This is a genomic window from Cytobacillus purgationiresistens, from assembly GCF_030813235.1.
Lineage (GTDB): Bacteria > Bacillota > Bacilli > Bacillales > Cytobacillaceae > Cytobacillus > Cytobacillus purgationiresistens.
This window is the reverse complement of the sequence record NZ_JAUSUB010000020.1, coordinates 1-25,107: the sequence shown is the minus strand read 5'-3', so window position 1 is coordinate 25,107 and position 25,107 is coordinate 1. Positions and strand designations below refer to the sequence as shown.

Sequence of the window (25,107 nt, the reverse complement as noted above, 5' to 3'; positions counted from 1 at the left end):
AGGCGCAGATATGTCTGATCATCCAATACAAGGTCTCATGACAACTGCAATGGAAAATCTGAAAGAAATGGTAGATGTAAATACAATTATAGGTGACCCTGTAGAAACCCCAGATGGCAGCGTCATTATTACAGTGTCGAAAGTTGGCTTTGGCTTTGCTGCAGGCGGATCCGAATTTATCATGGAGAGCACCAAAGGAAGCGGTGGAGAATCCAGTGGTCACCCATTTGGAGGAGGTAGTGGTGGAGGAGTATCAATTACACCGATTGCCTTTTTAATTGTTAATTCATTAGGCGTTAAGATGGTCCATTTAGATGAGAGCACACATCTATATGAAAAAATTCTAGACCTCGCTCCTCAAGCAGTTGATAAAATTCAACATATGTTTAATAAAAAGGAACAAAGCCATGAAAGCCACAAGCATCATGAAGAACCGGAAAGAAAACAAGATTTAGATTTATAAGGCGGCTCCCAAAAAAGTTAACTTCATTGAAAAATGAGGTTAACTTTTTTATTGCAGCTTCTGTTTAAGCTTGTCGGGGCTGAACAGTCGCCTTCACTTTTCGAATGGGCTAGTTGCGGCTCCTAGCCCCTCGAGGTCATAAGTCAAATTGGCCATGAGGTTAAAAAGCCAACCTCCTGTCCAATTCGTCTTAAGCTTGTCGGGGCTAAACAGTCGCTTTCACTTTTCGTGATCATTTCAATTGCAAAAAAGATTCTGAAAAGATATGATTTAAAATGTACATATATATGTAAAGGAGGAAGAAAAAATGGCATCTGTTACATTCAAAGGCAATCCGATTACTTTATTAGGACAAGAAGTAAAAGTTGGTGATCAAGCGCCTGATTTTACAGTTTTAGCTAACGATATGTCAGAGGTTAGTCTCTCTTCTTCAAAAGGGAAAGTGAGATTAATTAGTGTGGTTCCTTCTATTGATACGGGTGTATGTGATGCACAAACTCGCCGTTTTAATGAGGAAGCAGCAAAGCTTGATAATGTTGAAGTATTAACTGTAAGCGTTGATTTGCCATTCGCGCAAAAACGCTGGTGTGCTGCAGCAGGAATTGAAAATGTTCAAACCGTGTCTGATCATCGTGATCTATCCTTCGGTGAAGCATATGGAGTGGTAATGCAAGAACTTCGTCTGCTTGCTCGTTCTGTTTTCGTTATTGATGCTAATGATAAAGTTACTTATGCACAATATGTAGGTGAAGGAACAGACCACCCTGATTATGAAGCTGCAATCGAAGCAGCAAAAGCTGCCAAATAATAAAAAGAATGCCCTGGAAATGTTTCCAGGGCATTCTTTTAGTGAAAATAGCGGCTGCTGCACTAACAATCTGCTCTAAAGCTATTGCCATCATTCTATAGAGGCTGGCGGCTATTTAGTTAGTCAATCTGAGAATATAGCTTGCTGCCCACACCCAAAATCCTCCATTCTTTTTTTTTGAATATTTCCAAAGACAGCGCAAAACTTGTGAATGACAAAAAAGCCCGTTACAATAGGAAAATAGAATACAGACGGGAGAGGTCTAAAATGAAAATAACTCCAGTTGAGGAATTATTCACTGCACTTAATGAAACATCAGATATGATAAAAGAAGAATTAGATTGCACCTATTTGGAAGCATTAGCTGAAACAGGTGAAAATTTATTCCATGAGAGTATCCTGCAAGAAGAGCTTAGTGAATTAACTTTGAAGAGGCTGAAGAAAAGCTATGAATCCCTCCACTTGGATAAGTTCTCTAGTGAAGAATTGCGTAAATCCTTCCAGCTTGCCATCCTTAAAGGAATGAAAGAAAATGTACAGCCAAACCACCAAATGACACCTGATTCCATTGGGATGCTAGTTGGATATTTAGTAAATAAATTTGTACAAAGAGATTCTATAAAGTTACTGGATCCTGCCGTAGGTACAGGTAATCTATTAACAACTGTCATCAATCAACAAAATGGAAAATCAGTTGAGGCTACGGGAATCGAGATTGACGATCTCCTTATCAAATTAGCTTATATTAATGCGAACCTTCAAAAGCATCCCATCCAATTTTTTAATCAAGACAGCTTAGAGCCATTATTTATGGAGGAAGTGGATGCTGTTATAAGCGATTTGCCCGTAGGATTCTATCCGAATGATTTAAGAGCGGCGGACTATGAGTTAAAAGCAGATGAAGGACATTCCTATGCCCATCATTTATTTATTGAGCAAAGCTTAAAGCATGTAAAGCCAGGAGGATATTTATTCTTAATCATCCCTAATGGATTATTTGAAAGTGAACAGTCTCCGAAACTGCACGAGTTTTTAAAAGAGCAAGTGATTATTCAAGGGCTGCTGCATTTGCCTATTTCACTATTTAAAAATGAAAAATCAGCGAAAAGTATTTTTATCATTCAAAAGAAAGCGGAAGATGTAAAGCCGCCTAAACAAGCCTTGCTCGTAAATCTACCTAGTTTATCGAAGACGGCAGAAGTAGATAAAATCTTAAAACAAATTAATGGATGGTTTAAAGAGAATAAAGAGTAGATATGAGCTGAGGGCAAACCCCTCGGCTTTTATTAAGGGTAAAAATCAGAATATAATTACTTTATATTGAAGCGGTGATTTGTTACTTAATGTCTTGAAATGTCATGGTCAGCATGGTTAAATGATACATTGGACGGTTAAAAAAGTCCTATTAACATAAAAATGCCTACAAGTGTTGACTATAAATAATATCGTGTATGATATAAAGGAGCGGTTGCCGTATGGCAAAGATCATTGCAATAAACGCCGGCAGTTCATCTTTAAAGTTTCAGCTATTTGAAATGCCAAGTGAAGAAGTCATAACTAAAGGTTTAGTCGAGAGAATTGGATTAAAAGATTCAATCTTTAGTATCTCTGTTGAAGGTAAAAAGGTAATCGATACGGCAGATATTCCAAATCATGAAGTAGCGGTACAGTTGCTTTTGCAGAAATTGACCTCACATGGAATCATTGAATCTTTAAATGAGATTGAAGGAATTGGGCATCGTGTGGTGCATGGGGGAGAGGATTTCTCAGAGTCAGTTTTAATAACTGAAACTGTACTCGACAAATTAGATGTGCTATCAGAGTTAGCCCCACTCCATAATCCTGCAAATATAACGGGAATCAAAGCTTTTCAACAAGTGTTGCCAGAAGTGCCGGCAGTAGCAGTTTTTGATACGGCTTTTCATCAAACGATGCCAGAAAGTTCATTCTTGTACAGTTTGCCTTATAATTACTATACAGATTATGGGATTCGAAAATACGGATTTCATGGGACTTCACACAAATATGTATCTGAGCGTGCCGCAGAAATGTTGGGACGTCCACTCGAACAATTGAGGTTGATTTCTTGTCATTTAGGAAATGGCGCCAGTATTGCCGCAATTGAAGGCGGGAAATCCATCGATACTTCAATGGGCTTCACTCCGCTGGCTGGTGTAACCATGGGTACGCGCTCGGGAGATATTGACCCTGCATTGATACCATTTATTATGGAGAAAACAGATAAAACAGCCGATGAAGTGCTGGAAGTGCTAAATAAGAAGAGCGGGCTGCTTGGTGTAACAGGATTTTCAAGCGACCTGCGCGATATTGAAACAGAAGCAGAGGATGGAAATGACCGAGCCGAGCTTGCTTTAGAAGTATTCGCAAACCATATTCATAAATATATCGGTTCATACGCAGCCAGAATGTATGGCATCGATGCAATTATTTTCACAGCTGGTATTGGTGAAAACAGTGATGTAATTCGGGAGCGTGTATTAAGGGGCCTAGAATTTATGGGTGTCTACTGGGACCCAGCCTTAAATAAGGTTCGCGGCAAAGAGGCATTTATCAATTATCCTCATTCACCAGTAAAAGTGATGATCATACCGACAAATGAAGAGGTGATGATTGCTAGAGACGTTGTGAGAAAGGCTTTGTAATAAGCTTTGAAAGCTTCCTCAAATGTTTTTCGCTGATTGAATAGTAATTAATGGATAACCTTTTTCATGTTTAACATGAAGGAGGTTTTTTTCTCTAAAAATAAACATTATTTTAGCCTTCTTATTAAAGTATGATGCCTAAATAAACGGGTGATAGGTATAAGGTGATGAGTCTTATGTATCGAGTGATGTAAAATGAGGCTTATAGGCAACTACATAATAAGGTTTGTAAGAGGATAATGATGAGTGTTCTTGATTATAAAGGAATGACTTCAAGTGGTTTAACAGCAGATTTGAATGCAAGGTAAAGTGCTGCTGATTGTAAACACTGCTACGAATTGTGGATTCACTCCACAATTATCTGATTTGCAAAAATTGCAAGAGGGATATCAAGATAGAGGGTTTCAAACCCTAGCATTTCCTTTCAATCAATTTGCTGATCAAGAGCCGTGGAAAGATGGATAGATTTCTGAATTTTGCGCAATGAATAATGGTGTGGATTTTTCCGATTTATAAAAAGATTGATGTGAGAGGCAATGAAGCACACCCATTATTTACTTATATAGAAAGTCAGAAGCCTTTTGAAGGCTTTAATATGAATCATCCAGTTACAAAGCTGCTAATGGCAATCTTAAACGAGAAATATCCCCACTACTTGCATGGAGACTCTATTAAAAGGAACTTCACCAAATTTTTTATTGATAAAGAAGGTAATGTTATAGAACGCTTTGAGTCTACTACTGAACCATTTGAAATGGAGAGCTATATTGAACATTTACTTTAAAGACGATTTCAAACATTTAAACACCAGCCTCAATCAATGTGTGCTCATAATTGAGGTAGTATCGCTTTACCTTATCAGCAGCAAAAGCCCTTTCTCAAAGAGAAGGGCTTTTAGTTATTATGCCAAATTTGATACTTCGACTAGTCTTTCAGCTGATGTCGCAACGTGATTGGTAGATTCACCTATTTCTTCAATAACAGCAGCAAGTTCCTTCATTTGTAGCTGGGCTCCATAGCCCTTTCCAAGCTAATAGTGGATGAGTGATTGATATTTTCCAACATATCATTCGATTGTGAGGCTTTAGATCTTCCTTCTTGAATGACTTCGTTCACTTTAATTGACGTGATCACTAATTCAGAGTAGTTTCTTGATGTGCTGATTAAGTTTTGAATATGATCGATTGAATTTACTGTTTGATCTGCCAGCTTCTTTACCTCATGCGATACAACAGCAAATCCTTTTCCATGCTCACCGGCTCTGGCTGCCTCAATCGCAGAATTTAAGGCTAGTAAATTCGTTTGATTGGCAATGTCTTTGACGATTTCCACTACTCTTAAGGCAATGCGATAATGGACTTTGGCTACGCGCAATCTCTTTTCCATAAAAGTATCAGCAATTTGACCACTGAAAAGCTCGATTATATGATCTTGCAGGGTTCCTCGCAATTTATCAGCAGTACTATGCTGCTGAATCATATTCTGCAATTCAGGTATTAGAAAAATTGTTTCATAGAACGAATCTACAACAAAAGAAATATGATCTCTAATTAAAGGCTGCAGACTTGCTATAAACCGCATTTCAGTATGATTGATCTTTAACATTTTGATTTTTGATGCCAATAAAGGATTAGTTATATTAACTTCTACTTCTATATCAGAAATCTTTTCAAGTAAAGATAGATTTTTCTTTTTAAACATTGTGATCATTGCATAACACCTCATTGTCTATATTCAATTCCATCATCTTATAAGATAGTGCTTATTACCCAATAATGATATAGACATAAACACCTATTCTCTGAAATATATATATTTTCTCTATCTTTGGTACTTACCTACTATGACAGGCAATCATGCATGGGGTTATGCTATACTAAATACAAATTTAAGAACAGAAATGGAGGAAGCTGATTATGGCATTAAAAGAGCGGGAGCAAGCGGTACTTGAGGAAATACGTGAATGGGAGCAGAAAATCTTCAGCTATGAGCCAAATGACATTGAGCGCTCGTATGAAAAATATTTAGAGCATGCCTTTTCTTTATTGTCCGAAGAGGTTCAAGCGCAATTTTTTACGGCTTTAGATAGCTGGTTATTCCATTTGCATGCATTGATTCAAGGGTCACATTTACAAATTGATGCAAAGGAACGGATATTGACAGCAGGGCGTATTTTTCAACCGGAAATACAAACGCTCGAGGATATGAATGTGCTTCAGATTGATCAGCTTCAATACATAGCTAAACAGCAAATCGCGCGTCACCGCATGTATTCATTGGTTCAAGGCGGAGCAGCAGGAACTGGCGGAGCCGTTATGCTAGGCAGTGATATACCTGCTATGGCTGTCATCAATTTAAGGTCCGTTCAGCTTATTGCGATGACTTATGGCGTTGAAGTAAACACTCCGTTTGAAATGATGAGTTCTTTAAAAGTATTCCATGCATCAACTCTGCCGCCGCGGATGCAGAGCAGAGCATGGGAGGACTTGCTAAATGATTTGGAACGGAATGAGGATCTTTATTTTTATGAGGGTAAAGATGATTTAACGGACGTGACTTGGCTGGAACAGCCTATTAAGCAACTTCTGAAAGCTATAACGATATTTATGTTAAGGAAAAAGTCAATACAAGGCGTACCTTTCATTAGCATGGCAATTGGTGCGGGAGCAAACTACCAGCTCACTCGAAAGGTAACTGATTTTGCTCATAAATACTATCAGTTAAGGTATTTAGCAAATAAGAAAGGTGAAGAATATTGAGCATCATTGAACATAAACAATCTGCACCGAAACAAGTAAGATGTAAAGTAATCACCGTCAGCGATACAAGAAATGAAGAAACGGATAAAAGCGGCAAGCTTATGAAGGTGCTTCTTCAAGAAGCCGGTCATATAACAGTCGACTACGAGATTGTAAAGGATGAGAAAACAGCTATTCAAGCATCTATTCTTGAGGGCATTGCAAATGGTCAAGTGGATGTGATTATCACAAATGGAGGAACGGGAATCGCTCTCAGGGATGTTACCATAGAAACTGCTGCAGAATTATTTGAAAAAGAAATCAATGGTTTTGGTGAATTATTTAGGATGCTCAGCTATACAGAGGATATTGGATCAGCGGCTATCTTATCCAGAGCAGCGGCAGGAGTGATTTCCAATAAGGCAGTATTTTGTACACCGGGATCATCTGGAGCTGTTAAGCTTGCGATGAATAAGCTGATTATCCCTGAAATTGGTCATATTGTTAAAGAATTAAATAAAGATTTATAAAAAGCAGACGAGTTTGGCTTGTCTGCTTTTCTTCTGCTGAACTGTGCGGAATTTAAAAATGTCTTTTATCAGATAAATTCTGATTTGTTCGATACCACAGCCATAAATCATTTATTTGAGATGCAAGCTCGGCAATCTCACTATTAAGTCTGCAGGAATGATTAAAGTCGCTTTCATTCGATAAGGCATCTTGTTTGCGATTAATTATTTTTTCGAGCTCAGCCATTCGGTCCGGAATATGACCTTTGATTTTTTCCCAGTAAAGTAAAATTCCTTGTTGCGTCTCTTTATCATACATTTCCCATTCATACTCAAAAGATGGGACGAGAATGCCGAGTCTCTCGTTTAAAGTAAAAAATTCCTTCATTAATATTTCTCCCCACAAGGTTAGTCATTTTATTTTACTTTATAGCTTGCGAATTATATATGTCTAAAGTTTGATGAATGAAGAACAGCCAAATAGGTATTCTATTATAAGCTAACATCTTAGAGATAGAACAAATGGGCTGATTTTCCCTATTCCGTTTACACAACTAGAAGAATATATTAACATAGATTTAAATATTTTAATATTCAAAATTTATATATATAAAAGTGAAGGCTGAATGTTAATTCCTTCTTCCAGGCAGCTCAAAGGCAAAGAGCGGTGAACGAGTGGCTTCCACTTTTTTAGAAAAGGAGCAGGATATGAAAAAATCTGTTGTACTTATTTTGATTTTATTACTTTTGTTATTGCCTTTAAGTAGTACAGGCTCCGATGCGGCAAATCTAATGAAAAATGATAAAGAGCAGCAATGGGCTTACCCGATAAAACATGGCTATCCAACCTTAAAAAAAGCTAAAAAACCTGAAGAAGCTGGCTTCTCCTCTAAGGGGTTGAAAAAGGTGGACCAGTTAATTGAAGCAGAAGTGAATGCCGGTTTTCCAGGCGCAGTACTTATCGTAATAAAGGATGGAAAGATTGTAAAGGAAGACGCGTATGGCTATTCACAAATTTATGAAGAACATTCTTTATTAAAGAAACCGAAGAAAATGAAAGCTTCAACAATCTTTGATCTTGCTTCAAATACAAAAATGTATGCAACCAATTTTGCCCTTCAACATCTAGTAAGCACTGGTGCCTTGGATATTAATGAAACTGTCCAATATTACTTACCAGATTTTAAAAATCAGCCTGAAGATATAATTAAAAGGAAAGAGGAAATACGTGTAAAGGATTTGCTCCAACATGTTGCCGGCTTTCCATCAAGCATACATTATCATAACCCGGATCGAGCAGGAAATTTATATTCTCAGGATCGCGAGAAAACATTTCAGATGCTGTTAAAGACGCCTCTTGAGAATGAACCAGGCACTGCGCAAATATACAGTGATATTGATTATATGCTGCTTGGAATGATCGTGGAAGAAATAACCGGCCAGCAGCTGGATGCATATGTGGAGAAGAACATTTATAAACCACTAAAATTGAAAGCAACCAAATTTAATCCTTTGAATAAGGGGGAAAAGCAAAAGAAATTCGCAGCCACGGAACTGTTAGGTAATACGAGGGATGGGGCTATTTCATTTCCGAATATTAGAAACAACACATTGCAAGGGGAAGTGCATGATGAAAAAGCATTCTATTCTATGGGTGGAGTATCCGGTCACGCCGGCCTTTTTTCAACAACTGCAGACTTAGCTATTCTTATGCAAGTCATGCTGAATGGGGGCGGTTATGGCAAAGTGCAGCTATTTGACGAAAAAACAATTCAAAACTTTATCTCACCTTCTGATTTTAGTCCAACGTTTGGGTTAGGCTGGAGGATTAATGGAAATGAGAGCATGGAATGGATGTTCAGTGAATACGCTAGTAAACATGCATTCGGACATACAGGATGGACAGGAACTGTCACAATCATCGATAAAGAAAATGATTTAGCCATTGCATTACTGACGAACAAAAAACATTCAAAAGTAATAAATCCCTCCAAAGAGCCGAATAAATTTCACGGAGATACTTACGGAATAAGTGAATATGGAAATGTTGTGAAGGCAGTATATGAGGCGATGATTCGCTAAAAAATAAGAACAGATCCACCATTAAAAAAACAGCACATGCAAGCGAGTCGCTTCCATGTGCTGTTTTTTCTTTTTGCGAATTGCTGTTTATTCTTTATAAGTTAATGCTTAGCGCTGCAATAAAAATCGTCTTGGGAAAGGCAAAGTGCAGCCAACTTAAAAACATCCATTTTATCATTTATTCTGGGAAAATATATGCTCCAATGCAAAAGGGTGATATTCATGGAGATTTTTGAGAAAATTGCACGAAACTATTGCATTTTTAAGGAAAGGTTGTTAAAGTAGTATCATAATAAGTTGAATAAAAATATATATAGATGAATATTTATACGTAAACACTTCAAGGAGGAAATAATATCATGACAAACTCAAAAAAAGTTGTTCTTGCCTATTCAGGCGGTTTAGATACTTCAGTTGCTATTAAATGGTTAGGAGACCAAGGCTATTCAGTTGTTGCCTGCTGCTTGGATGTAGGAGAAGGTAAAGATCTTGATTTTATCAAAGAGAAAGCAATACAAGTAGGTGCTGTTTCTTCATACGTAATTGATGCGAAAGAAGAATTTGCTAAGGACTTCGCCTTGGTTGCCTTACAGGCGCATGCACTTTATGAAAATAAATATCCACTTGTTTCTGCATTATCTCGTCCATTGATTGCAAAGAAATTGGTAGAAGTTGCAGAACAAGAAGGTGCTGTAGCGGTAGCTCACGGTTGTACCGGTAAAGGAAACGACCAAGTCCGTTTTGAAGTGGCTATTAATGGATTGAATCCAAATTTAACTGTACTTGCTCCTGTTCGTGACTGGAAATGGTCTCGTGAAGAAGAAATCGAATATGCAAAACAAAACGGTATTCCTATACCGATTAAATTAGATTCACCATACTCTATTGACCAAAATCTTTGGGGAAGAAGTAATGAGTGTGGAATTTTAGAAGATCCTTGGGCGGCTCCACCAGAAGACGCTTATGACTTAACGGCAAGCCTTGAAAATACGCCAGATACACCGGAAATAATCGAAATTGGATTTGAGCAGGGTGTCCCTGTTACATTAAATGGTAAAGAATATCCACTATCTAATTTAATTCTAGAGTTGAACTACATTGCAGGCAAACATGGTGTGGGTCGTATTGACCATGTTGAAAATCGTCTTGTTGGGATTAAATCACGTGAAATCTATGAGTGCCCTGGTGCAATGACGTTGATTAGAGCACATAAAGAATTAGAAGACTTAACACTTGTAAAAGAATTGGCCCACTTCAAGCCAGTGATTGAAAAACAGATTTCTGAATTGATTTATGAAGGACTTTGGTTCTCTCAATTAAGAAATGCTCTTGAAGCGTTCCTTCAAGAAACACAAAAGTTTGTAACTGGTACTGTAAGAGTGAAATTATTCAAAGGTCATTCTATTATCGAGGGAAGAAAATCACCTTATTCACTATATGATGAAAAATTGGCTACTTACACTTCTGATGATGAGTTTGATCACAATGCAGCAGTAGGCTTCATTAAACTTTGGGGTCTTCCAACAAAAGTACAAAGTATTGTGCAAAGCAACAAGCAGGTGACAGTGTGAAGAAATTATGGGGAGGCAGATTCACAAAATCTGCTGAGGAATGGGTCGACGAATTTGGCGCATCTATTTCTTTTGACCAAGAGCTTGTAAAGGAAGATTTGGAAGGAAGCATCGCTCATGTAACGATGCTTTCTGCAAATGGGATCATCGGTGAAGAGGATGCAGCAAAAATTAAACAAGGTCTTAAAGCATTACAAGAAAAGGCAGATAAAGATGAACTGTCTTACTCTGTTAAGCTTGAAGATATTCATTTAAATTTAGAAAGCGCTCTTACAGACATTGTCGGTCCTGTCGGCGGAAAGCTTCATACAGCAAGAAGCCGCAATGACCAAGTTGCTACAGATATGCATTTATATTTGAAGAAGCAAGTGAAGTTGATTATAGAATTAATCGAAGAAATGCAAACAGCACTTGTAGAGCAAGCTGAGGCAAATGTAGAAACAGTTATGCCGGGATATACGCATCTCCAAAGAGCGCAGCCAATTTCTTTCGGGCATCATTTAATGGCGTACTTCTGGATGCTTCAGCGTGATAAAGAGCGCTTTACAGAAAGCGTGAAACGCATTAACATCTCTCCGCTTGGAGCAGGTGCTTTGGCAGGGACGACTTTCCCAATTGACCGCTATCAGACAGCTGAGCTGCTAGGATTCGATGGAATTTATGAAAATAGTCTGGATGCTGTAAGTGACAGGGATTTCATTCTTGAGTTCTTATCATCCAGCTCAATGTTAATGATGCACTTATCAAGACTTAGTGAGGAATTCATTCTTTGGTCCAGCCAAGAGTTTCAGTTTATCGAATTAGATGATAGCTTTGCCACTGGAAGCAGCATTATGCCGCAAAAGAAAAACCCAGACATGGCGGAATTAATTCGTGGTAAAACAGGACGAGTTTACGGCAATATGATGGGTCTGCTGACCGTCTTAAAAGGTCTGCCACTTGCTTATAATAAAGATATGCAAGAAGACAAGGAAGGCATGTTTGATACGGTTAAAACAGTGATTGGTTCATTGAAAATCTTTGCTGGAATGATTAAGACAATGAAAGTAAAAGATGAGCAAATGGAAAAAGCGACGAAAAATGATTTTTCCAATGCGACTGAACTGGCTGATTATTTATCCGGAAAAGGCGTACCGTTCCGCGAAGCCCATGAAATTGTTGGAAAGCTTGTATTAGCTTGTGTGCAAAAAGGCTGTTACCTTGGTGACTTGCCAATAGAAGAGTATAAAGAGGTTAACACTTTATTCGAAAATGAAATCTATAAGGTCCTAGATCCATACACAGCTGTCGAGAGAAGAAATAGTGCTGGTGGAACAGGATTTGCACAAGTGAAACTTGCAATTAATAAAGCGAAATCATTGCTTAAATCAGAAGAGCACGCTGTATAATACAGCCTGCTCTTTTTTGCTTTTCATATAAAGGTCTTTCTTATCTGAAAAGGGCGTTTTTCGGTATTTGAGCTAAGAATCCAGCCCTTTCTTATCTGAAAAGGGCGTTTCTCGGCATTTGAGCTAAGAATCCAGCACTTTCTTATCTGAAAAGGGCGTTTCTCTGTATTTGAGCTAAGAATCCTAATCTTTCTTATCTGAAAAGGGCGTTTCTCGGCATTTGAGCTAAGAATCCTACACTTTCTTATCTGAAAAGGGTGTTTCTCGGCATTTGAGCTAAGAATCCAGCCCTTTCTTATCTGAAAAGGGCGTTTCTCGGCATTTGAGCTAAGAATCCAGCACTTTCTTATCTGAAAAGGGCGTTTCTCGGCATTTGAGCTAAGAATCCAGCCCTTTCTTATCTGAAAAGGGCGTTTCTCTGTATTTGAGCTAAGAATCTAGCACTTTCTTATCTGAAAATGGTGTTTCTCTGTATTTGAGCTAAGAATCCAGCCCTTTCTTATCTGAAAAGGGCGTTTCTCGGCATTTGAGCTAAGAATCCAGCACTTTCTTATCTGAAAAGGGCGTTTCTCTGTATTTGAGCTAAGAATCCAGCACTTTCTTATCTGAAAAGAGCGTTTCTCTGTATTTGAGCTAAGAATCCTACACTTTCTTATCTGAAAAGGGCGTTTCTCGGCATTTGAGATAAGAATCCTACACTTTCTTATCTGAAAAGGGCGTTTCTCGGCAGTTGAGATAAGAATCGTGTTGATTCAATCACATCTACGCCAGTCTATCAAGTCTGTCTTTGTTATTGACGGTTTTATTTGGTCTTACGACTAAAACATCACATGGCGCATGACGGGTAATATGCTCAGATACGCTGCCAATGAGGAATCTTTCTACAGCATTTAAACCAGTAGCACCGCAAATGATTAAGTCGATATTATGTTTCAGTGCAACATCTTTAGGGATTTTTACTTTAGGAGAACCATACTCAATTTCATATTCTACATGGGTGATGCCAGCTTCGAAGCATTCGTTTTTATATTTTTCCATTAATTCTTTAGCGAATGTGTCTGCCCGTTCTGCACTTGTTCGGTCATAAGCCTCAACAGCAGCGTATGTTCGAGTGTCGATAACATGAGTCAAAATCAGATTAGCTTGATTACTTTTAGCAATTTCCATCGCTTTTCTAAAAGCACATTCCGCTTCATTTGAACCATCCACAGCAACCAGTATGTTTTGATATTTTATACTCATTTTTTATCTCCTCCTTTACCTATATTATACATACCCTTTTTGCGAATAAATGTAGCAAAAAATCAAACAATAAAAGTAAATTATTTTGACAAAGGAGTGAACTGACTTGAAAAAGAATGAAGAGAATGCAATCCAAAACTTCTACAATGAAGATGAGGCAGAAAAGTCAATTAGTGATTCGATTATGGAAGCATACAATAGTGGCACAGTGGATCGAAATGAAATAAGTAATCAAGAAAATCAGGAAAATGAGTTAAGTTAATAGAGCGGAAAAAAGGTTTAAGCATCTTGTAAGAATGCTTAAACCTTTTTTTATTTACAAACTGTCATGACATTTCTTTAAAGAATTGTCAAAATGTCTAATCTCCTTTTTACCATTTTATATTAGAATAGATATTAGTATGAATATTCTATTTATTTAGAATTAAATGCTATACTATCAGAAGGAGGTTTTATTATGGACACTAGAAAAGACAAGAAAATAGATCCTCGTTTTAAGGTTTCGAATAGAGAGGCTCTTATCGCTATTGGCTTAGCAATAATAAATTTTTTATGGTGGTACGGATTTGCATATGGGATGGGCAGTGCTCCTGTTGAGGAATATACATTTGTCTTTGGCTTGCCTGCTTGGTTTTTCTATAGCTGTGTAGCGGGATTTATATTCATTACTATCCTAGTATTTATTGTAGTCCGCTTTTTCTTCTCAGATGTGCCTTTTGAGAATGAAGGGAAAGAGGAGGAGACTCAATGAATTTAGGTGTGGCTATTCCTCTCGTCATCTTTCTGGCAACACTTTTTTTAGTGGGCTTTTATGCCGCGCGCTTTGTCAAACAAGGTCCCGATTTTTTACAGGAGTATTTTTTAGGAGGAAGAAATCTCGGCGGCCTGGTTTTAGCTATGACGATGGTTGCTACATATGGAAGTGCCTCCAGTTTTATAGGAGGTCCAGGTGTTGCCTATAATACAGGCTTAGGATGGGTGTTGCTTTCGATGGCTCAGGTTGTGACTGGCTATTTCACTTTATCCGTATTAGGCAAAAAGTTCGCGATTACTGCAAGAAAGATCAAAGCAGTTACAATTAATGACTTTTTGCGTGAACGATATAACAGCAAATGGGTAGTCATTCTCTCTTCCGTCTGCATCGTCATCTTTTTATTTGCATCTATGGCTGCGCAATGGATTGGCGGAGGACGCTTACTTGAGTCCTTTATGGGAGTGTCTTATCAAACAGCCTTGTTTATCTTCACAATTTCCGTTCTGTTTTTTGTGGTAATAGGTGGATTTAGAGCGGTGGCATTAACTGATACAATTCTTGGATTTATTATGTTTATTGGAACATTAATCATTCTTATTGGAACAATCATTGCAGGTGGTGGAGTGACCAATATTATGAATGAATTAGTAGCAGAAAATCCGAACTTAATTACTCCATTTGGAGCAGATGGTTCATTGACGCCCTTATATGTATCCAGTTTTTGGATTTTGGTTGGTGTAGGAGTCGTTGCTTTGCCCCAAATCGCGGTGAGAGCTATGTCATATAAGAATTCTAAAGCAATGCATACAGCAATGATTATCGGAACGATAGTAACTGGAATAATCATGCTTGGCATGCATCTTACAGGTGTTTTTGCCAGGGCAGTCATGCCGGGGATTGAGATTGGAGATACAGTTATGCCTACACTTACTCTGAGTATTCTGCCCTCATGGCTTGCGGGCATCGTGCTTGCTGCGCCGATTGCTGCTGTAGTTTCTACTGTTAACTCCCTGCTCTTGCTTGTCAGCTCTGCTCTTGTAAAGGATATATATATAAATTATATTAAGCCGACAGCATCAGAAAAGAGAATTAAAAATGTAAGTTTAAGTGTTACAGCATTATTGGGTTTACTAGTTTATCTATCCGCTATTCATCCGCCCGATTTATTGATTTGGTTGAACTTATTTGCCTTTGGTGGGCTGGAGGCAGCATTTATCTGGCCGATTGTACTTGGCCTTTATTGGAGAAAAGGCAACGCCTATGGAGCAATTAGCTCTATGATTTTTGGCGTTGGCTCATATATATTATTAGATCGATTGTCTCCAAATCTATGGGGCATGCATACAGTAGTCGTCCCAGTTCTTTTATCACTTATCGTCTATGTGTCGGTTAGTTTATTGACGATGAACAGAAATGTTCAGCAGCAGCAAAAAATCGAAGACAAGTTTTGGTACGTTTAAGATAATTGGGAGGAGATACAATGATTAAACTTTCTGACAATCCGAGTTATTTAAGAGATAAGGATGAGGTGATTCATCTTACTCAGGAGCTTGTCCGAATAGAAAGCGTTTATCGGCCGAATGACAGAGACGGAAATGAAAAGAAAGCAGCTAATTATGTATTTGATTATTTGAAAGCACTGGGATTAGACGTTTATATCGAAGAAGCAGCACCGGGAAGACCAAATGTCATTGGTATTCTTGATTCCGGAAAACCAGGGAAAACGCTTCTTTTTGAAGGTCATACTGATGTGGTTACAGAAGGTGACAGAGAACTATGGACATATGATCCTTTCGGGGCAGTAATCGAAAATGGAATCATGTACGGTCGCGGAACGAATGATACAAAAGGGAATTTAGCATGTGCAATTACGGCGGTGCGCTCGATAATCCTAGATAAGGAGCCTTTTACAGGGAAAATCATTCTTTGTGTGCCCTGCGATGAAGAAGGAATGATGATAGGGATTAAGAAGTTTATTGAAAACGGGTGGGCAAGAGATGTAGATGGAGCAATCATATGCGAACCTGAGGAAAATCAATTATGCATTATGCAAAAAGGCGCTTTGAGAGTGATCGTCCGAACTTTCGGAAAAATGGCGCATGGAGCGATGCCTTTAAGCGGCATCAATCCCAATACGAGAATGGCAAAAATTATTTGTGAGTTGGATGAACTGGAACAAAGAGAGAAGGAGAGACTCGGGAAGCATGAATACCTCGGATGGCCAAGCATCACTCCAACTATACTTCAAGCGCCAGTCTCCGGCGAAGCGCAAATCAATGTGGTCCCAGATCAGTGCATGACTACACTGGATATACGCACCGTTCCTGGGCAGAATCATCAGACTTTGATCAGCCAAATGAATGGAATCCTCCAGAAGCTGAAAGAAAATGATCAAGATTTTAAAGCAGAGCTTGAAGTAATTGAGGACCGTCCATGGACTTCAACTGATCGAAATGATCCGGTTGTAAAAGCAGTTGCGTCTGCATACAGCGATTTAACTGGATTGCCTCCAGTTTATAATGGTGTCCCTGGGGCAACGGATGGGACATTTCTGTCTCTTGAAGGGATTCCGATTATTACAATTGGAGCAGGAGACCGTGAAGTCCCGCACCAAATTGATGAGTATATTGAAGTGGAAGAATTAGCAGTTACAACACAGATATATAAACAAGCGGCTTTAAACTTTTTGAAAGACGATCGCTTGTGAATCTATGGCTTTGCGAGAAGGAATGATGTCTAAAAGTAAAAGAAAGCGGTGAATCGCATGAGGTTATTGAATAAAACAGCTATCATTACTGGAGCAGCTGGAGGAATGGGGATGGAGACAGTAAAGCGCTTTTTAGAAGAAGGTGCATCGGTAGCTGCAACAGATATTAATACTAAGAGATTAATATCTGAAATGGGCGAACATCCAAATCTTCTGACGTTGCAAGCTGATTTGAATAATGAAGCAGAAGTAGAGGAACTGGTGTATAAAGCAGTGAACCGTTTTGGCACAGTGGATAGGCTAGTCAATATTGCAGGTATTGCCCAAAGAGCTACACCTGTTGAAGATGTCACAATTGCAGAATGGCATCGAATCTTGGATACGAATGTAACAGCTGCCTTTTTAACATCGAAGTTTGCCATTCCCGTTATGAAAAAGAACGGAAACGGTGCCATTGTAAATATAAGTTCTATTTCAGCAGTGAGGCCTCGTCCCGGTTTAAATGCATATATTGTTTCTAAAGGTGCGATCCTTTCTTTGACAAGTGCTTTGGCAATTGAACTTGCTTCAGACAATATAAGGGTCAACGCAATTAATCCAGGACCTGCAGAAACAGATATGCTGGGTCAATTTGCAGCCGCGGATGCTGATGCTGAAACTGTAAAAAATTCGATCTTCAAGGATAGCGTGCCGATGGGAAGCTTAATCCAGCCAGATGATATTGCGAATGCAATTGTTTACTTATGTTCAGATGAAGCCAAAATGGTAACGGGGGCGATTTTAAATGTCGATGGTGGACGTGGATTATAAAGGAAGCATAATGATTGGGAAGGAAAAGCATTTGCGCATGTATATTGGGGGGGAATGGGTAGAGAGCCAATCCAAAACGGTCTTTGCCACCTATAATCCGGCGAATGGCCAGCTGCTGGCCAAAATAGCCCGCGGAAGTGAGGAGGATGTGAAACTTGCAGTTGAAGCGGCGGACTCCGCATTTGAATCCAGCGAATGGCAATCCTTTCATCCCGCGAATCGCGGGAAGCTGCTTTATGATATTGCTTTAAAAATAAGAGATAAAAAAGAGGAGCTCTCTCAATTGGAAACCGCTGATACAGGTAAGCCAATCACCCAAGCAAGAGCGGATGTCGAGGCTGCGGCAAAGTACTTTGACTACTATGCCGGGGTGGCAGACAAAGTGTTCGGCGAGACGATTCCAATTGAACCGGGCATTCTTGATTACACAGTACGAGAGCCAATCGGCATCACTGCGCATATTGTTCCGTGGAATTACCCAATTCAAATCATGGCAAGAAGCACTGCAGCAGCTATTGCGACAGGAAATGCGGTCATTGTAAAACCTGCTGAGGACACGCCGCTAACAGCGTTAAAGCTGGCGGAGCTGATAGATGAAACAGATTTGCCCAATGGAATTCTTAATATCGTTACAGGCTATGGACAGGAAGCGGGTGTGGCATTGGTCAAGCATCGTAAAGTCAGCCATGTCACCTTTACAGGATCGGTCATAACAGGCATTGCTGTTATGAGTGAAGCAGCAAAAAATGTGACACCAGTTACTCTTGAATTGGGAGGGAAATCTCCTAATATCATATTTGCTGATTGCGATATGGAAGAGGCATCTGAGTGGGTGGTTAAATCAATCATTCAGAATGCAGGCCAAACATGCTCTGCAGGTTCCCGGCTGCTAATCGAAGAGAATATAAAAGATGAATTCCTTGAACTAATTAAAGTGAGAATGGAAAAGCTGACTGTTGGGCCAGGAATAGAAGATTCCGATATAGGTCCGATTATTTCAGAGAAGCAGTTTAATAGAATAGCTGAATTGGTTTCTGCTGCAAGGGAAGAGGGAGCCAGGATTGTGACTGGAGGAGAGCGCGTAATCATAGAAGGCAGTAAGGAAGGGTGTTTTTATCGTCCAACGATACTCGATCAAGTAGGTCCCAACCAATGCATTGCCCAGGAAGAAGTATTTGGCCCAGTTGTCACTGCCTTCTCATTTTATGATGAATCAGAAGCATTGGAACTTGCGAATAATAGCGAATATGGATTAGTAGCAGGCATCTGGACAAAGGATATCGGAAAAGCGCATCGGCTTGCAGGGAAAATAAAAGCCGGTCAAATTTTTATTAATAACTATGGGGCGGGCGGAGGCATACAAATGCCTTTTGGAGGCTATAAGAAGAGCGGGTTTGGTAGGGAAAAAGGCTTGGAGGCTTTAAGGAATTACACGCAGCTGAAGAATGTTGCTGTAAAATTTTAAACCAAGACGACTTTTGCCTTCAGGTGAAGCTATTAAGATTTCTCTCTTGTATTCTGTGAAGAAGTAAGCTGGCTGTACAATTAAAATTTTTTTATTAAGCAAAAAGCCTGCATACTTGATGCAGGCTTTTTGCTTGTTTATTATTTGCCGATAATCTGCAATTCTTTCGGAAACTTAGTCAACGCTTCCGCCCCATTTGCTGTTAAAACAAGGTCATCCTCAATTCTTACACCAGCAACATTTGGTACATAAATTCCCGGCTCAATTGTATAGACCATACCCTCTTCAAGCAGCAAATCATTTGTCTCTGTTAATGAAGGATACTCATGGACACTCACACCTAAACCATGTCCTAGGCGATGCGGGAAATAGTCCCCGTATCCTGCATCCGCAATGATTTTTCTAGCTGTTAAATCAACTTCTGATGCCTTAACGCCCGGCTTGCTTGCTTCAACTGCCGCCAGCTGAGCTTTTAAAACGGTGTCATAGATTTCTTTTTGCTTATCATTGATATCGCCAAATGCTACAGTTCTAGTGATGTCGGAGCAATAGCCTTTCCAAACAACTCCTAAGTCAAATAGAACCAAATCACCTTTTTGAATTTTGGTGCTGCCAGGTGTGCCATGTGGCGAAGCGCCATTTTTGCCTGTTAACACCATTGTAGAGAAGGACATTTCATTAACGCCCTTTTTCTTCAATGCAAATTCAATGGCTGCAAGCACTTCCAATTCTGATTTGCCTTCTGCAATCTCAGCACAGCCTGTTTCAATGGCAAAATCAGCTAAAGCACAAGCTTCTTTGATTATTGCCAATTCGTCGGCATCCTTCACCATTCTTAATTTGCGCAGTTTTTCTTCCGCTGAAGCGAAAGCAGCATTTGGGAATAATTCTGTTAATGCTTCATAGCGTTCAACATTCATATGCTCTTTCTCAATTGCCACTTTAGTTACCTTGCTGACTCTTTTGTTGATGGCATTATGTACGAGCTCCCATGGATTTTCGATATCGCTGTATCCAACGATTTCACCATTCCATCCGGCATTTTTGGCATCTTCTATTTCCATTTTTGGGCATACAAGAAACGGGTCTGCTTCTTGGAAGATGGCTAATCCTAGTAGACGCTCATGAGGATCGCTGAAAAATGAACTTAAATAGAAGACATTTTCAGATGATGTTAAGAAAGATACTTCTATTCCGTTATCCTTCATCCACGAAGCTACTTGATTTATTTTATGATTCATTAATAAAAACCTCCTCATTTGAGTTATATATTGAGCGTATCAACTAAATGTGAAAATGTAAACTTTAAGAACTGTTTAAATATAAAGAATAGCGGGTAATAAAAAGGGATAGGGACACTTCATGTTGAAATATCAATACATACATTCAATAGAAAGGGGATTCGTAATGAAAGTATCATTTCATGGACATTCAATCGTTAAGGTTCAAACTGAAGATAAAACAATTCTTTTTGACCCATTTATTACAGGCAATGAATTAACAGATTTAAAGGTGGAGGAAGAAAAGCCCGATGTAATCATTGTCACCCATGGCCACGGCGATCATTTGGGAGACACAATTGAGCTTGCTAAGAAAAATAACTCACTCGTAATCGGCAATGCAGAACTTGCTTCTTATCTTGGCTTTCATGGTGTGAATACACATGGCATGAGCATCGGTGGGGCGTATCAATTTGATTTTGGGAAGGTCAAGCTAACACAGGCCTTCCATGGCACAGGACTTGTGACTGATAATAACGAAATCATTTACCTTGGCATGCCTGCAGGTGTTCTGCTCACTATCAACAGCAAAACGATTTACCATGCCGGAGATACCGGATTGTTTTCTGATATGAAATTAATTGGTGATCGTCATCCAATTGATTTAGCCTTTATTCCAATTGGAGACAACTTTACAATGGGACCGGAAGATGCAGCCTATGCAGTACAGTTGCTTGGAGCGAAGCAAGTAGTGCCGATTCACTATAATACCTTCCCGCCAATCAAACAGGACCCTCATAAATTTGCTCAAATGGTAGAAGGAGATTCCGTTAAAGTACTCGAAGCCGGCGGTGTCATTGAACTGTAACAAATAAATCGCTAAAATTTGAGCAGCTAAAGGAGATTATTTTCCTTTAGCTGCTTTTTTTGACCTTCACAAAACAGTGCCCGTGACGGCGGAAAAAAGAGACTCCATTGAGTGACTAAAAAAGAGTGGGGAGTGACTAAAAAAAGGATTAGAGTGACTAAAAAAGATTTCTGGGTGACTAAAAAACGGTTTATAGTGACTAAAACGGTACCATGGGTGCTACTTTCACAATGTGGTGCCCATGAAGCTGAAAAAGAGATTAGAGAAATTCAGTAAGATACTAACCATTCCTTGAACAAGAGAAGATAGGCATCTTTCCAGCTCGTCTGCATAAATATGATAGAAAAGCTTATTGGAGGGCGTTTTATTTATGAAAAAACAACGTTATATTCTATGTTTGCTTCTATCAGGCATGCTTTTGTACTATGCTATGCCTCGATTAGATATTTATAGTGGCGGGGCTGAAGGTTTCTTCTCCATCACCTGGCTCGTTCTTGCGCTGATTGTTATCGCTGGAAATTTAACAGCGCTTCTGTATGCGCCAAAACAAGCGGGAAAAACGAGAAGAAGGCGCTCAAATACGCAGAAAAAGAAGGTCCGTTCTTATCAGTAACAAACTAAATCCATATTGATGCCAGCCGTTAATTGAACATAGACAATTTTCATCTTATAATAAGAATAAGGATGAAGATAGAGGGTGACGGTCTTGGCTACAAAACATGAACAGATTTTACACTATATTGATGAATTGCCTGTAGGTGAAAAAATATCAGTCAGACAAATTGCCAAGGCATTATCGGTAAGTGAAGGAACAGCTTATCGGGCGATTAAGGATGCCGAGAATAAAGGTTATGTGAGTACGATAGAACGAGTGGGTACTATTCGTATTGAGCGGAAAAAGAAAGAAAATATTGAGAAGCTGACTTTTGCTGAAGTGGTAAACATTGTGGATGGACAGGTTTTAGGCGGTCGTACTGGACTGCATAAAACTTTGAATAAGTTTGTAATCGGTGCAATGAAACTTGAAGCCATGATGAGATACACAGGTGCAGGGAATCTTTTAATTGTCGGTAACAGAACGAATGCTCACGAGCTGGCTCTTAGAGCTGGTGCGGCAGTCTTGATTACAGGCGGCTTTGACTCGGAGGATGATGTAAAAAAAATTGCAGATGATTTAGAACTGCCGGTTATTTCTACCAGTTATGATACTTTTACAGTTGCAACGATGATTAACCGTGCGATATATGATCAATTAATCAAAAAAGAAATTGTCCTTGTTGAAGATATACTTATGCCTTTTGAGGAAACGATTCGGCTGCAGACGACAGATACCATATCTGATTGGCTAAGATATAACCGTGAAACAACACATAGCCGTTTTCCAGTCGTTGATCAAAATATGAAGGTCCAAGGAATGGTTACATCCAAGGATATTATGGGGCATGATCCTGATACATCTATTGATAAAGTCATGACGAAAAACCCAATGACAGTTGGCGGGAAAACAAGTGTTGCCTCATCTTCTCATATGATGGTATGGGAAGGAATTGAGCTTCTGCCTGTAGTTGATGATACAAACAAGCTTGAAGGAATTATTAGCAGGCAGGATGTATTAAAGGCGCTGCAAGTGATTCAGCGTCAGCCGCAAGTTGGCGAGACCATAGATGATACGGTTACCAATCAGCTAGTGTTAACCTCAGGAAAAACAAAAGGGGACCCAGTCTATCGATGTGAGGTTACTCCGCAAATGACCAATCATATTGGAACGATTTCTTATGGAGTCTTAACAACGATTGTGGCAGAGGCGGCAAATCGCATATTAAGAAGCTATAAAAAAGGAGATCTGGTCGTAGAGAATATGACAATCTACTTCTTAAAGCCTGTTCAAATTGAAAGCATGCTTGAAATTTACCCCAAAGTGCTTGAGGTTGGGCGAAAGTTTGGTAAAGTTGATGTGGAAGTTTACAATGAGGGCGTTTTAGTAGGGAAAGCCATGATGATGTGTCAGCTGATTGAACGATAAATCTTTGATTTAAAAATTAAAACCGTCTCTTTTAAAGAGACGGTTTTAATCAACAATCATTGTTGGTTTTTAATATATTCCGCTTCTTCAATTGCGTGGGGCAGGAAGAATTTATACATTCTAATTCCGTTCCAAATGCTTAGTCCCCCTACCACAATAAATACTGCAGCAACAATATAAGAGACGGTTGTAGGGAATAAGAACAGCTGATTAATACCGAAAATCGCAACGAATATTCCAAGAGCTATTTTGGATTTGGCGGAGATCCATTGTTTTTCAGCAGGTCGTTTGGACCTGAAATATCTTACTTTATAGAAGAGATAAAATACGAACGACAAGATAATGAATACGACAAAAATGGGCATAGTTCTACCTCCAAAAAATCGACAAGCTATTTTTATTTTAACTGTATGGCCAAGAAAATTCCACATTTGTGTAATAGTTTCTTGGATATTTTCCTTAGATCCAAAATATTTATGGAAGGAGAATGAAATGAAAGAGCAAATATTAGCAGCGATTAAACGCTATGACACAATTATTATTCATCGTCACATCCGGCCAGACCCGGATGCTTATGGATCACAAGGGGGTCTGGCAGAAGTATTAAAAGCTTCCTTTCCCAATAAAAATATATATACTGTTGGAAAAGAAGAGGAGACCCTTCATTATTTACGAAGGCTTGATGATATTCCGAATAAGACCTATTCAGGGGCGTTGGTGATCGTTTGTGATACTGCAAATTCCGATCGGATTTGTGATGATCGTTATCTTCTCGGTGATCAATTAATAAAAATCGATCATCATCCCAATATGGATCCTTATGGTGATCTCATCTGGGTAGATACGGATGCGAGCTCAGTCAGTGAAATGATATATGAGTTTTATTTATTCGGAATGGATAAGGGCTTGAAGATGTCAGATGAAGCAGCAAGATTACTTTTCGCTGGAATCGTAGGGGATACGGGAAGATTTATTTATCCAAGCACATCAAATAAAACATTTGATTACGCAGGTGAACTCATTCAATTTAATTTTTCCAGAACAGAGTTATTTGACAAGATGTATGAGATGAAGCCGAATATTGTAAAGCTGCATGGTTATGTTCTGCAAAACTTTGAAATGCGTTCCGATGGAGTAGCTGTTATGGTCATTACAAAGGAACTTTTGGAAGAATATCAAGCAAAACCTGCAGAAGCATCACTCTTAGTAAGTGAGTTGGCACATATATCCGGCATAAAAGCGTGGGTGTTCTTTATAGAAGAGACCGATCAAATTAGAGTTCGCTTCCGGTCTAAAGGTATAGTCATTAATGAGTTGGCAAGAAAGTATAAAGGCGGAGGCCATCCATTAGCTGCCGGCGCTTCTATTTATAGCTGGGATGAGATGAATGAAGTGATTGTAGATTTAGTCGATATTTGTCAAGAAGGGTGAAAGAGAAGTAGGGCGGAAATGCTCTTTTCGATTCGCTTCGGGTGAGGGAGGTCCTATCGCATGTCGTTTTGTCTTGCTGCTACAGGGCCAAGGGGCTCGAGGTCTTAAGCCAAGCCTCCCATAAAGGTAAAAACCAACCTTCTGGAATTCTTGTCTTAAGCTTGTCGCCTCTCGGCAAGGCTTCCGCATTTCAGTTGTCTAGCTGCAGGGCCTAGCCCCTCGAGGTCATAAGTCAAAGGTTAAAAATCAAACCTTCCTGCCAGTCTGCCTTATGCTTGTCGTGGCTGAGCAAGGCCCTTCCGCATTTCAGTTGTCTAGCTGCAGGGCCTAGCCCCTCGAGGTCATAAGTCAAACTGCCATGAAGG

Annotated in this window: 27 protein-coding genes; 22 read left to right on the top strand and 5 right to left on the bottom strand. The window is 39.2% G+C overall.

Features of this window, described 5'->3' with window-relative positions:
- The first annotated feature begins 10 nt into the window (after window positions 1-10).
- The 6 genes from ytfJ to J2S17_RS19315 all read left to right on the top strand — a co-directional run bounded on the left by ytfJ (window position 11) and on the right by J2S17_RS19315 (window position 4,718).
- On the top strand, window positions 11-463 hold the full coding sequence (gene ytfJ / locus J2S17_RS19340; RefSeq protein WP_307477418.1) for a GerW family sporulation protein: 453 nt from the start codon (window positions 11-13) through the stop codon (window positions 461-463).
- A 307-nt stretch (window positions 464-770) separates the two neighbouring features.
- On the top strand, window positions 771-1,271 hold the full coding sequence (gene tpx, locus J2S17_RS19335; RefSeq protein WP_307477417.1) for a thiol peroxidase: 501 nt from the start codon (window positions 771-773) through the stop codon (window positions 1,269-1,271).
- A gap of 267 nt (window positions 1,272-1,538) precedes the next feature.
- Complete coding sequence (locus tag J2S17_RS19330) at window positions 1,539-2,525, top strand: class I SAM-dependent methyltransferase (RefSeq protein ID WP_307477416.1); 987 nt, start codon at window positions 1,539-1,541, stop codon at window positions 2,523-2,525.
- Window positions 2,526-2,746: 221 nt separating this feature from the next.
- Window positions 2,747-3,934 carry an acetate kinase gene (locus J2S17_RS19325; protein WP_307477415.1) on the top strand — a complete coding sequence of 396 codons (1,188 nt, stop codon included), beginning with the start codon at window positions 2,747-2,749 and terminating at the stop codon, window positions 3,932-3,934.
- 297 nt (window positions 3,935-4,231) lie between these two features.
- Window positions 4,232-4,399, top strand: a complete 168-nt coding sequence (locus tag J2S17_RS19320; RefSeq protein ID WP_307477414.1) for a hypothetical protein — start codon at window positions 4,232-4,234, stop codon at window positions 4,397-4,399.
- Between the two features lie 25 nt (window positions 4,400-4,424).
- Window positions 4,425-4,718 carry a hypothetical protein gene (locus J2S17_RS19315; RefSeq protein WP_307477413.1) on the top strand — a complete coding sequence of 98 codons (294 nt, stop codon included), beginning with the start codon at window positions 4,425-4,427 and terminating at the stop codon, window positions 4,716-4,718.
- Window positions 4,719-4,930: 212 nt separating this feature from the next.
- Here the strand turns inward: J2S17_RS19315 and J2S17_RS19310 are convergent, their stop codons facing one another.
- Window positions 4,931-5,644 carry a globin-coupled sensor protein gene (locus J2S17_RS19310; RefSeq protein ID WP_307477412.1) on the bottom strand — a complete coding sequence of 238 codons (714 nt, stop codon included), beginning with the start codon at window positions 5,642-5,644 and terminating at the stop codon, window positions 4,931-4,933.
- A gap of 206 nt (window positions 5,645-5,850) precedes the next feature.
- On the opposite strand from J2S17_RS19310, the gene J2S17_RS19305 reads away from it, so the two are divergent.
- Window positions 5,851-6,693, top strand: coding sequence for an EcsC family protein (locus J2S17_RS19305; RefSeq protein WP_307477411.1), 843 nt, complete (start codon window positions 5,851-5,853; stop codon window positions 6,691-6,693).
- Window positions 6,690-7,202 (top strand): MogA/MoaB family molybdenum cofactor biosynthesis protein, encoded by a 513-nt coding sequence (locus J2S17_RS19300; protein WP_307477410.1) that lies wholly within the window; start codon window positions 6,690-6,692, stop codon window positions 7,200-7,202. The genes J2S17_RS19305 and J2S17_RS19300 overlap by 4 nt, the downstream gene beginning before the upstream one ends.
- A 52-nt stretch (window positions 7,203-7,254) precedes the next feature.
- On the opposite strand, the gene J2S17_RS19295 is transcribed toward J2S17_RS19300, so the two are convergent.
- A complete protein-coding gene (locus J2S17_RS19295; RefSeq protein ID WP_307477409.1) occupies window positions 7,255-7,569 on the bottom strand; it encodes a hypothetical protein in 315 nt (104 codons plus the stop codon).
- 320 nt (window positions 7,570-7,889) lie between these two features.
- Between J2S17_RS19295 and pbp4b the strand changes: the two genes are divergently transcribed.
- The 3 genes from pbp4b (at window position 7,890) to argH (ending at window position 12,222) form a co-directional block, all read left to right on the top strand.
- Window positions 7,890-9,263 carry a penicillin binding protein PBP4B gene (pbp4b, locus tag J2S17_RS19290; protein ID WP_307477408.1) on the top strand — a complete coding sequence of 458 codons (1,374 nt, stop codon included), beginning with the start codon at window positions 7,890-7,892 and terminating at the stop codon, window positions 9,261-9,263.
- Between the two features lie 359 nt (window positions 9,264-9,622).
- Complete coding sequence (locus tag J2S17_RS19285; RefSeq protein WP_307477407.1) at window positions 9,623-10,834, top strand: argininosuccinate synthase; 1,212 nt, start codon at window positions 9,623-9,625, stop codon at window positions 10,832-10,834.
- Entirely contained in the window at window positions 10,831-12,222 is a 1,392-nt protein-coding gene (argH, locus tag J2S17_RS19280) for an argininosuccinate lyase (protein ID WP_307477406.1), read from the top strand. Before J2S17_RS19285 ends, argH begins: the two co-directional genes overlap by 4 nt.
- Before the next feature lie 762 nt (window positions 12,223-12,984).
- On the opposite strand, the gene J2S17_RS19275 is transcribed toward argH, so the two are convergent.
- Window positions 12,985-13,464 carry a universal stress protein gene (locus J2S17_RS19275; protein WP_307477405.1) on the bottom strand — a complete coding sequence of 160 codons (480 nt, stop codon included), beginning with the start codon at window positions 13,462-13,464 and terminating at the stop codon, window positions 12,985-12,987.
- 106 nt (window positions 13,465-13,570) lie between these two features.
- Here J2S17_RS19275 and J2S17_RS19270 point away from each other — a divergent pair, with 106 nt between their 5' ends.
- The 6 genes from J2S17_RS19270 (at window position 13,571) to J2S17_RS19245 (ending at window position 19,200) form a co-directional block, all read left to right on the top strand.
- Window positions 13,571-13,726, top strand: coding sequence for a hypothetical protein (locus tag J2S17_RS19270; RefSeq protein ID WP_307477404.1), 156 nt, complete (start codon window positions 13,571-13,573; stop codon window positions 13,724-13,726).
- A 195-nt stretch (window positions 13,727-13,921) separates the two neighbouring features.
- Window positions 13,922-14,215 (top strand): YhdT family protein, encoded by a 294-nt coding sequence (locus tag J2S17_RS19265; protein WP_307477403.1) that lies wholly within the window; start codon window positions 13,922-13,924, stop codon window positions 14,213-14,215.
- Window positions 14,212-15,678, top strand: a complete 1,467-nt coding sequence (gene panF, locus J2S17_RS19260; protein WP_307477402.1) for a sodium/pantothenate symporter — start codon at window positions 14,212-14,214, stop codon at window positions 15,676-15,678. Before J2S17_RS19265 ends, panF begins: the two co-directional genes overlap by 4 nt.
- A 20-nt stretch (window positions 15,679-15,698) precedes the next feature.
- Window positions 15,699-16,925 (top strand): M20 family metallopeptidase, encoded by a 1,227-nt coding sequence (locus J2S17_RS19255; RefSeq protein WP_307477401.1) that lies wholly within the window; start codon window positions 15,699-15,701, stop codon window positions 16,923-16,925.
- A gap of 57 nt (window positions 16,926-16,982) precedes the next feature.
- Complete coding sequence (locus J2S17_RS19250) at window positions 16,983-17,735, top strand: SDR family NAD(P)-dependent oxidoreductase (RefSeq protein WP_307477400.1); 753 nt, start codon at window positions 16,983-16,985, stop codon at window positions 17,733-17,735.
- A complete protein-coding gene (locus J2S17_RS19245; protein WP_307477479.1) occupies window positions 17,716-19,200 on the top strand; it encodes an aldehyde dehydrogenase family protein in 1,485 nt (494 codons plus the stop codon). Before J2S17_RS19250 ends, J2S17_RS19245 begins: the two co-directional genes overlap by 20 nt.
- A gap of 140 nt (window positions 19,201-19,340) precedes the next feature.
- Here the strand turns inward: J2S17_RS19245 and J2S17_RS19240 are convergent, their stop codons facing one another.
- Window positions 19,341-20,441: a M24 family metallopeptidase gene (locus tag J2S17_RS19240; RefSeq protein ID WP_307477399.1), complete on the bottom strand. Its 1,101-nt coding sequence runs from the start codon at window positions 20,439-20,441 to the stop codon at window positions 19,341-19,343.
- A gap of 166 nt (window positions 20,442-20,607) precedes the next feature.
- Here J2S17_RS19240 and J2S17_RS19235 point away from each other — a divergent pair, with 166 nt between their 5' ends.
- The 4 genes from J2S17_RS19235 to J2S17_RS19220 all read left to right on the top strand — a co-directional run bounded on the left by J2S17_RS19235 (window position 20,608) and on the right by J2S17_RS19220 (window position 23,311).
- Window positions 20,608-21,288, top strand: coding sequence for a metal-dependent hydrolase (locus J2S17_RS19235; RefSeq protein ID WP_307477398.1), 681 nt, complete (start codon window positions 20,608-20,610; stop codon window positions 21,286-21,288).
- A gap of 111 nt (window positions 21,289-21,399) precedes the next feature.
- Window positions 21,400-21,564 carry a hypothetical protein gene (locus tag J2S17_RS19230; RefSeq protein WP_307477397.1) on the top strand — a complete coding sequence of 55 codons (165 nt, stop codon included), beginning with the start codon at window positions 21,400-21,402 and terminating at the stop codon, window positions 21,562-21,564.
- 94 nt (window positions 21,565-21,658) lie between these two features.
- The gene (locus J2S17_RS19225; protein WP_307477396.1) at window positions 21,659-21,901 is read left to right on the top strand and encodes a hypothetical protein; all 243 of its coding nucleotides are present in this window, start codon (window positions 21,659-21,661) and stop codon (window positions 21,899-21,901) included.
- 93 nt (window positions 21,902-21,994) lie between these two features.
- Complete coding sequence (locus J2S17_RS19220; protein ID WP_307477395.1) at window positions 21,995-23,311, top strand: CBS domain-containing protein; 1,317 nt, start codon at window positions 21,995-21,997, stop codon at window positions 23,309-23,311.
- A 56-nt stretch (window positions 23,312-23,367) separates the two neighbouring features.
- Here the strand turns inward: J2S17_RS19220 and J2S17_RS19215 are convergent, their stop codons facing one another.
- The gene (locus J2S17_RS19215; RefSeq protein WP_307477394.1) at window positions 23,368-23,676 is read right to left on the bottom strand and encodes a YtpI family protein; all 309 of its coding nucleotides are present in this window, start codon (window positions 23,674-23,676) and stop codon (window positions 23,368-23,370) included.
- Window positions 23,677-23,803: 127 nt separating this feature from the next.
- Here J2S17_RS19215 and J2S17_RS19210 point away from each other — a divergent pair, with 127 nt between their 5' ends.
- The gene (locus tag J2S17_RS19210; protein ID WP_307477393.1) at window positions 23,804-24,742 is read left to right on the top strand and encodes a DHH family phosphoesterase; all 939 of its coding nucleotides are present in this window, start codon (window positions 23,804-23,806) and stop codon (window positions 24,740-24,742) included.
- Window positions 24,743-25,107: the final 365 nt, after the last annotated feature.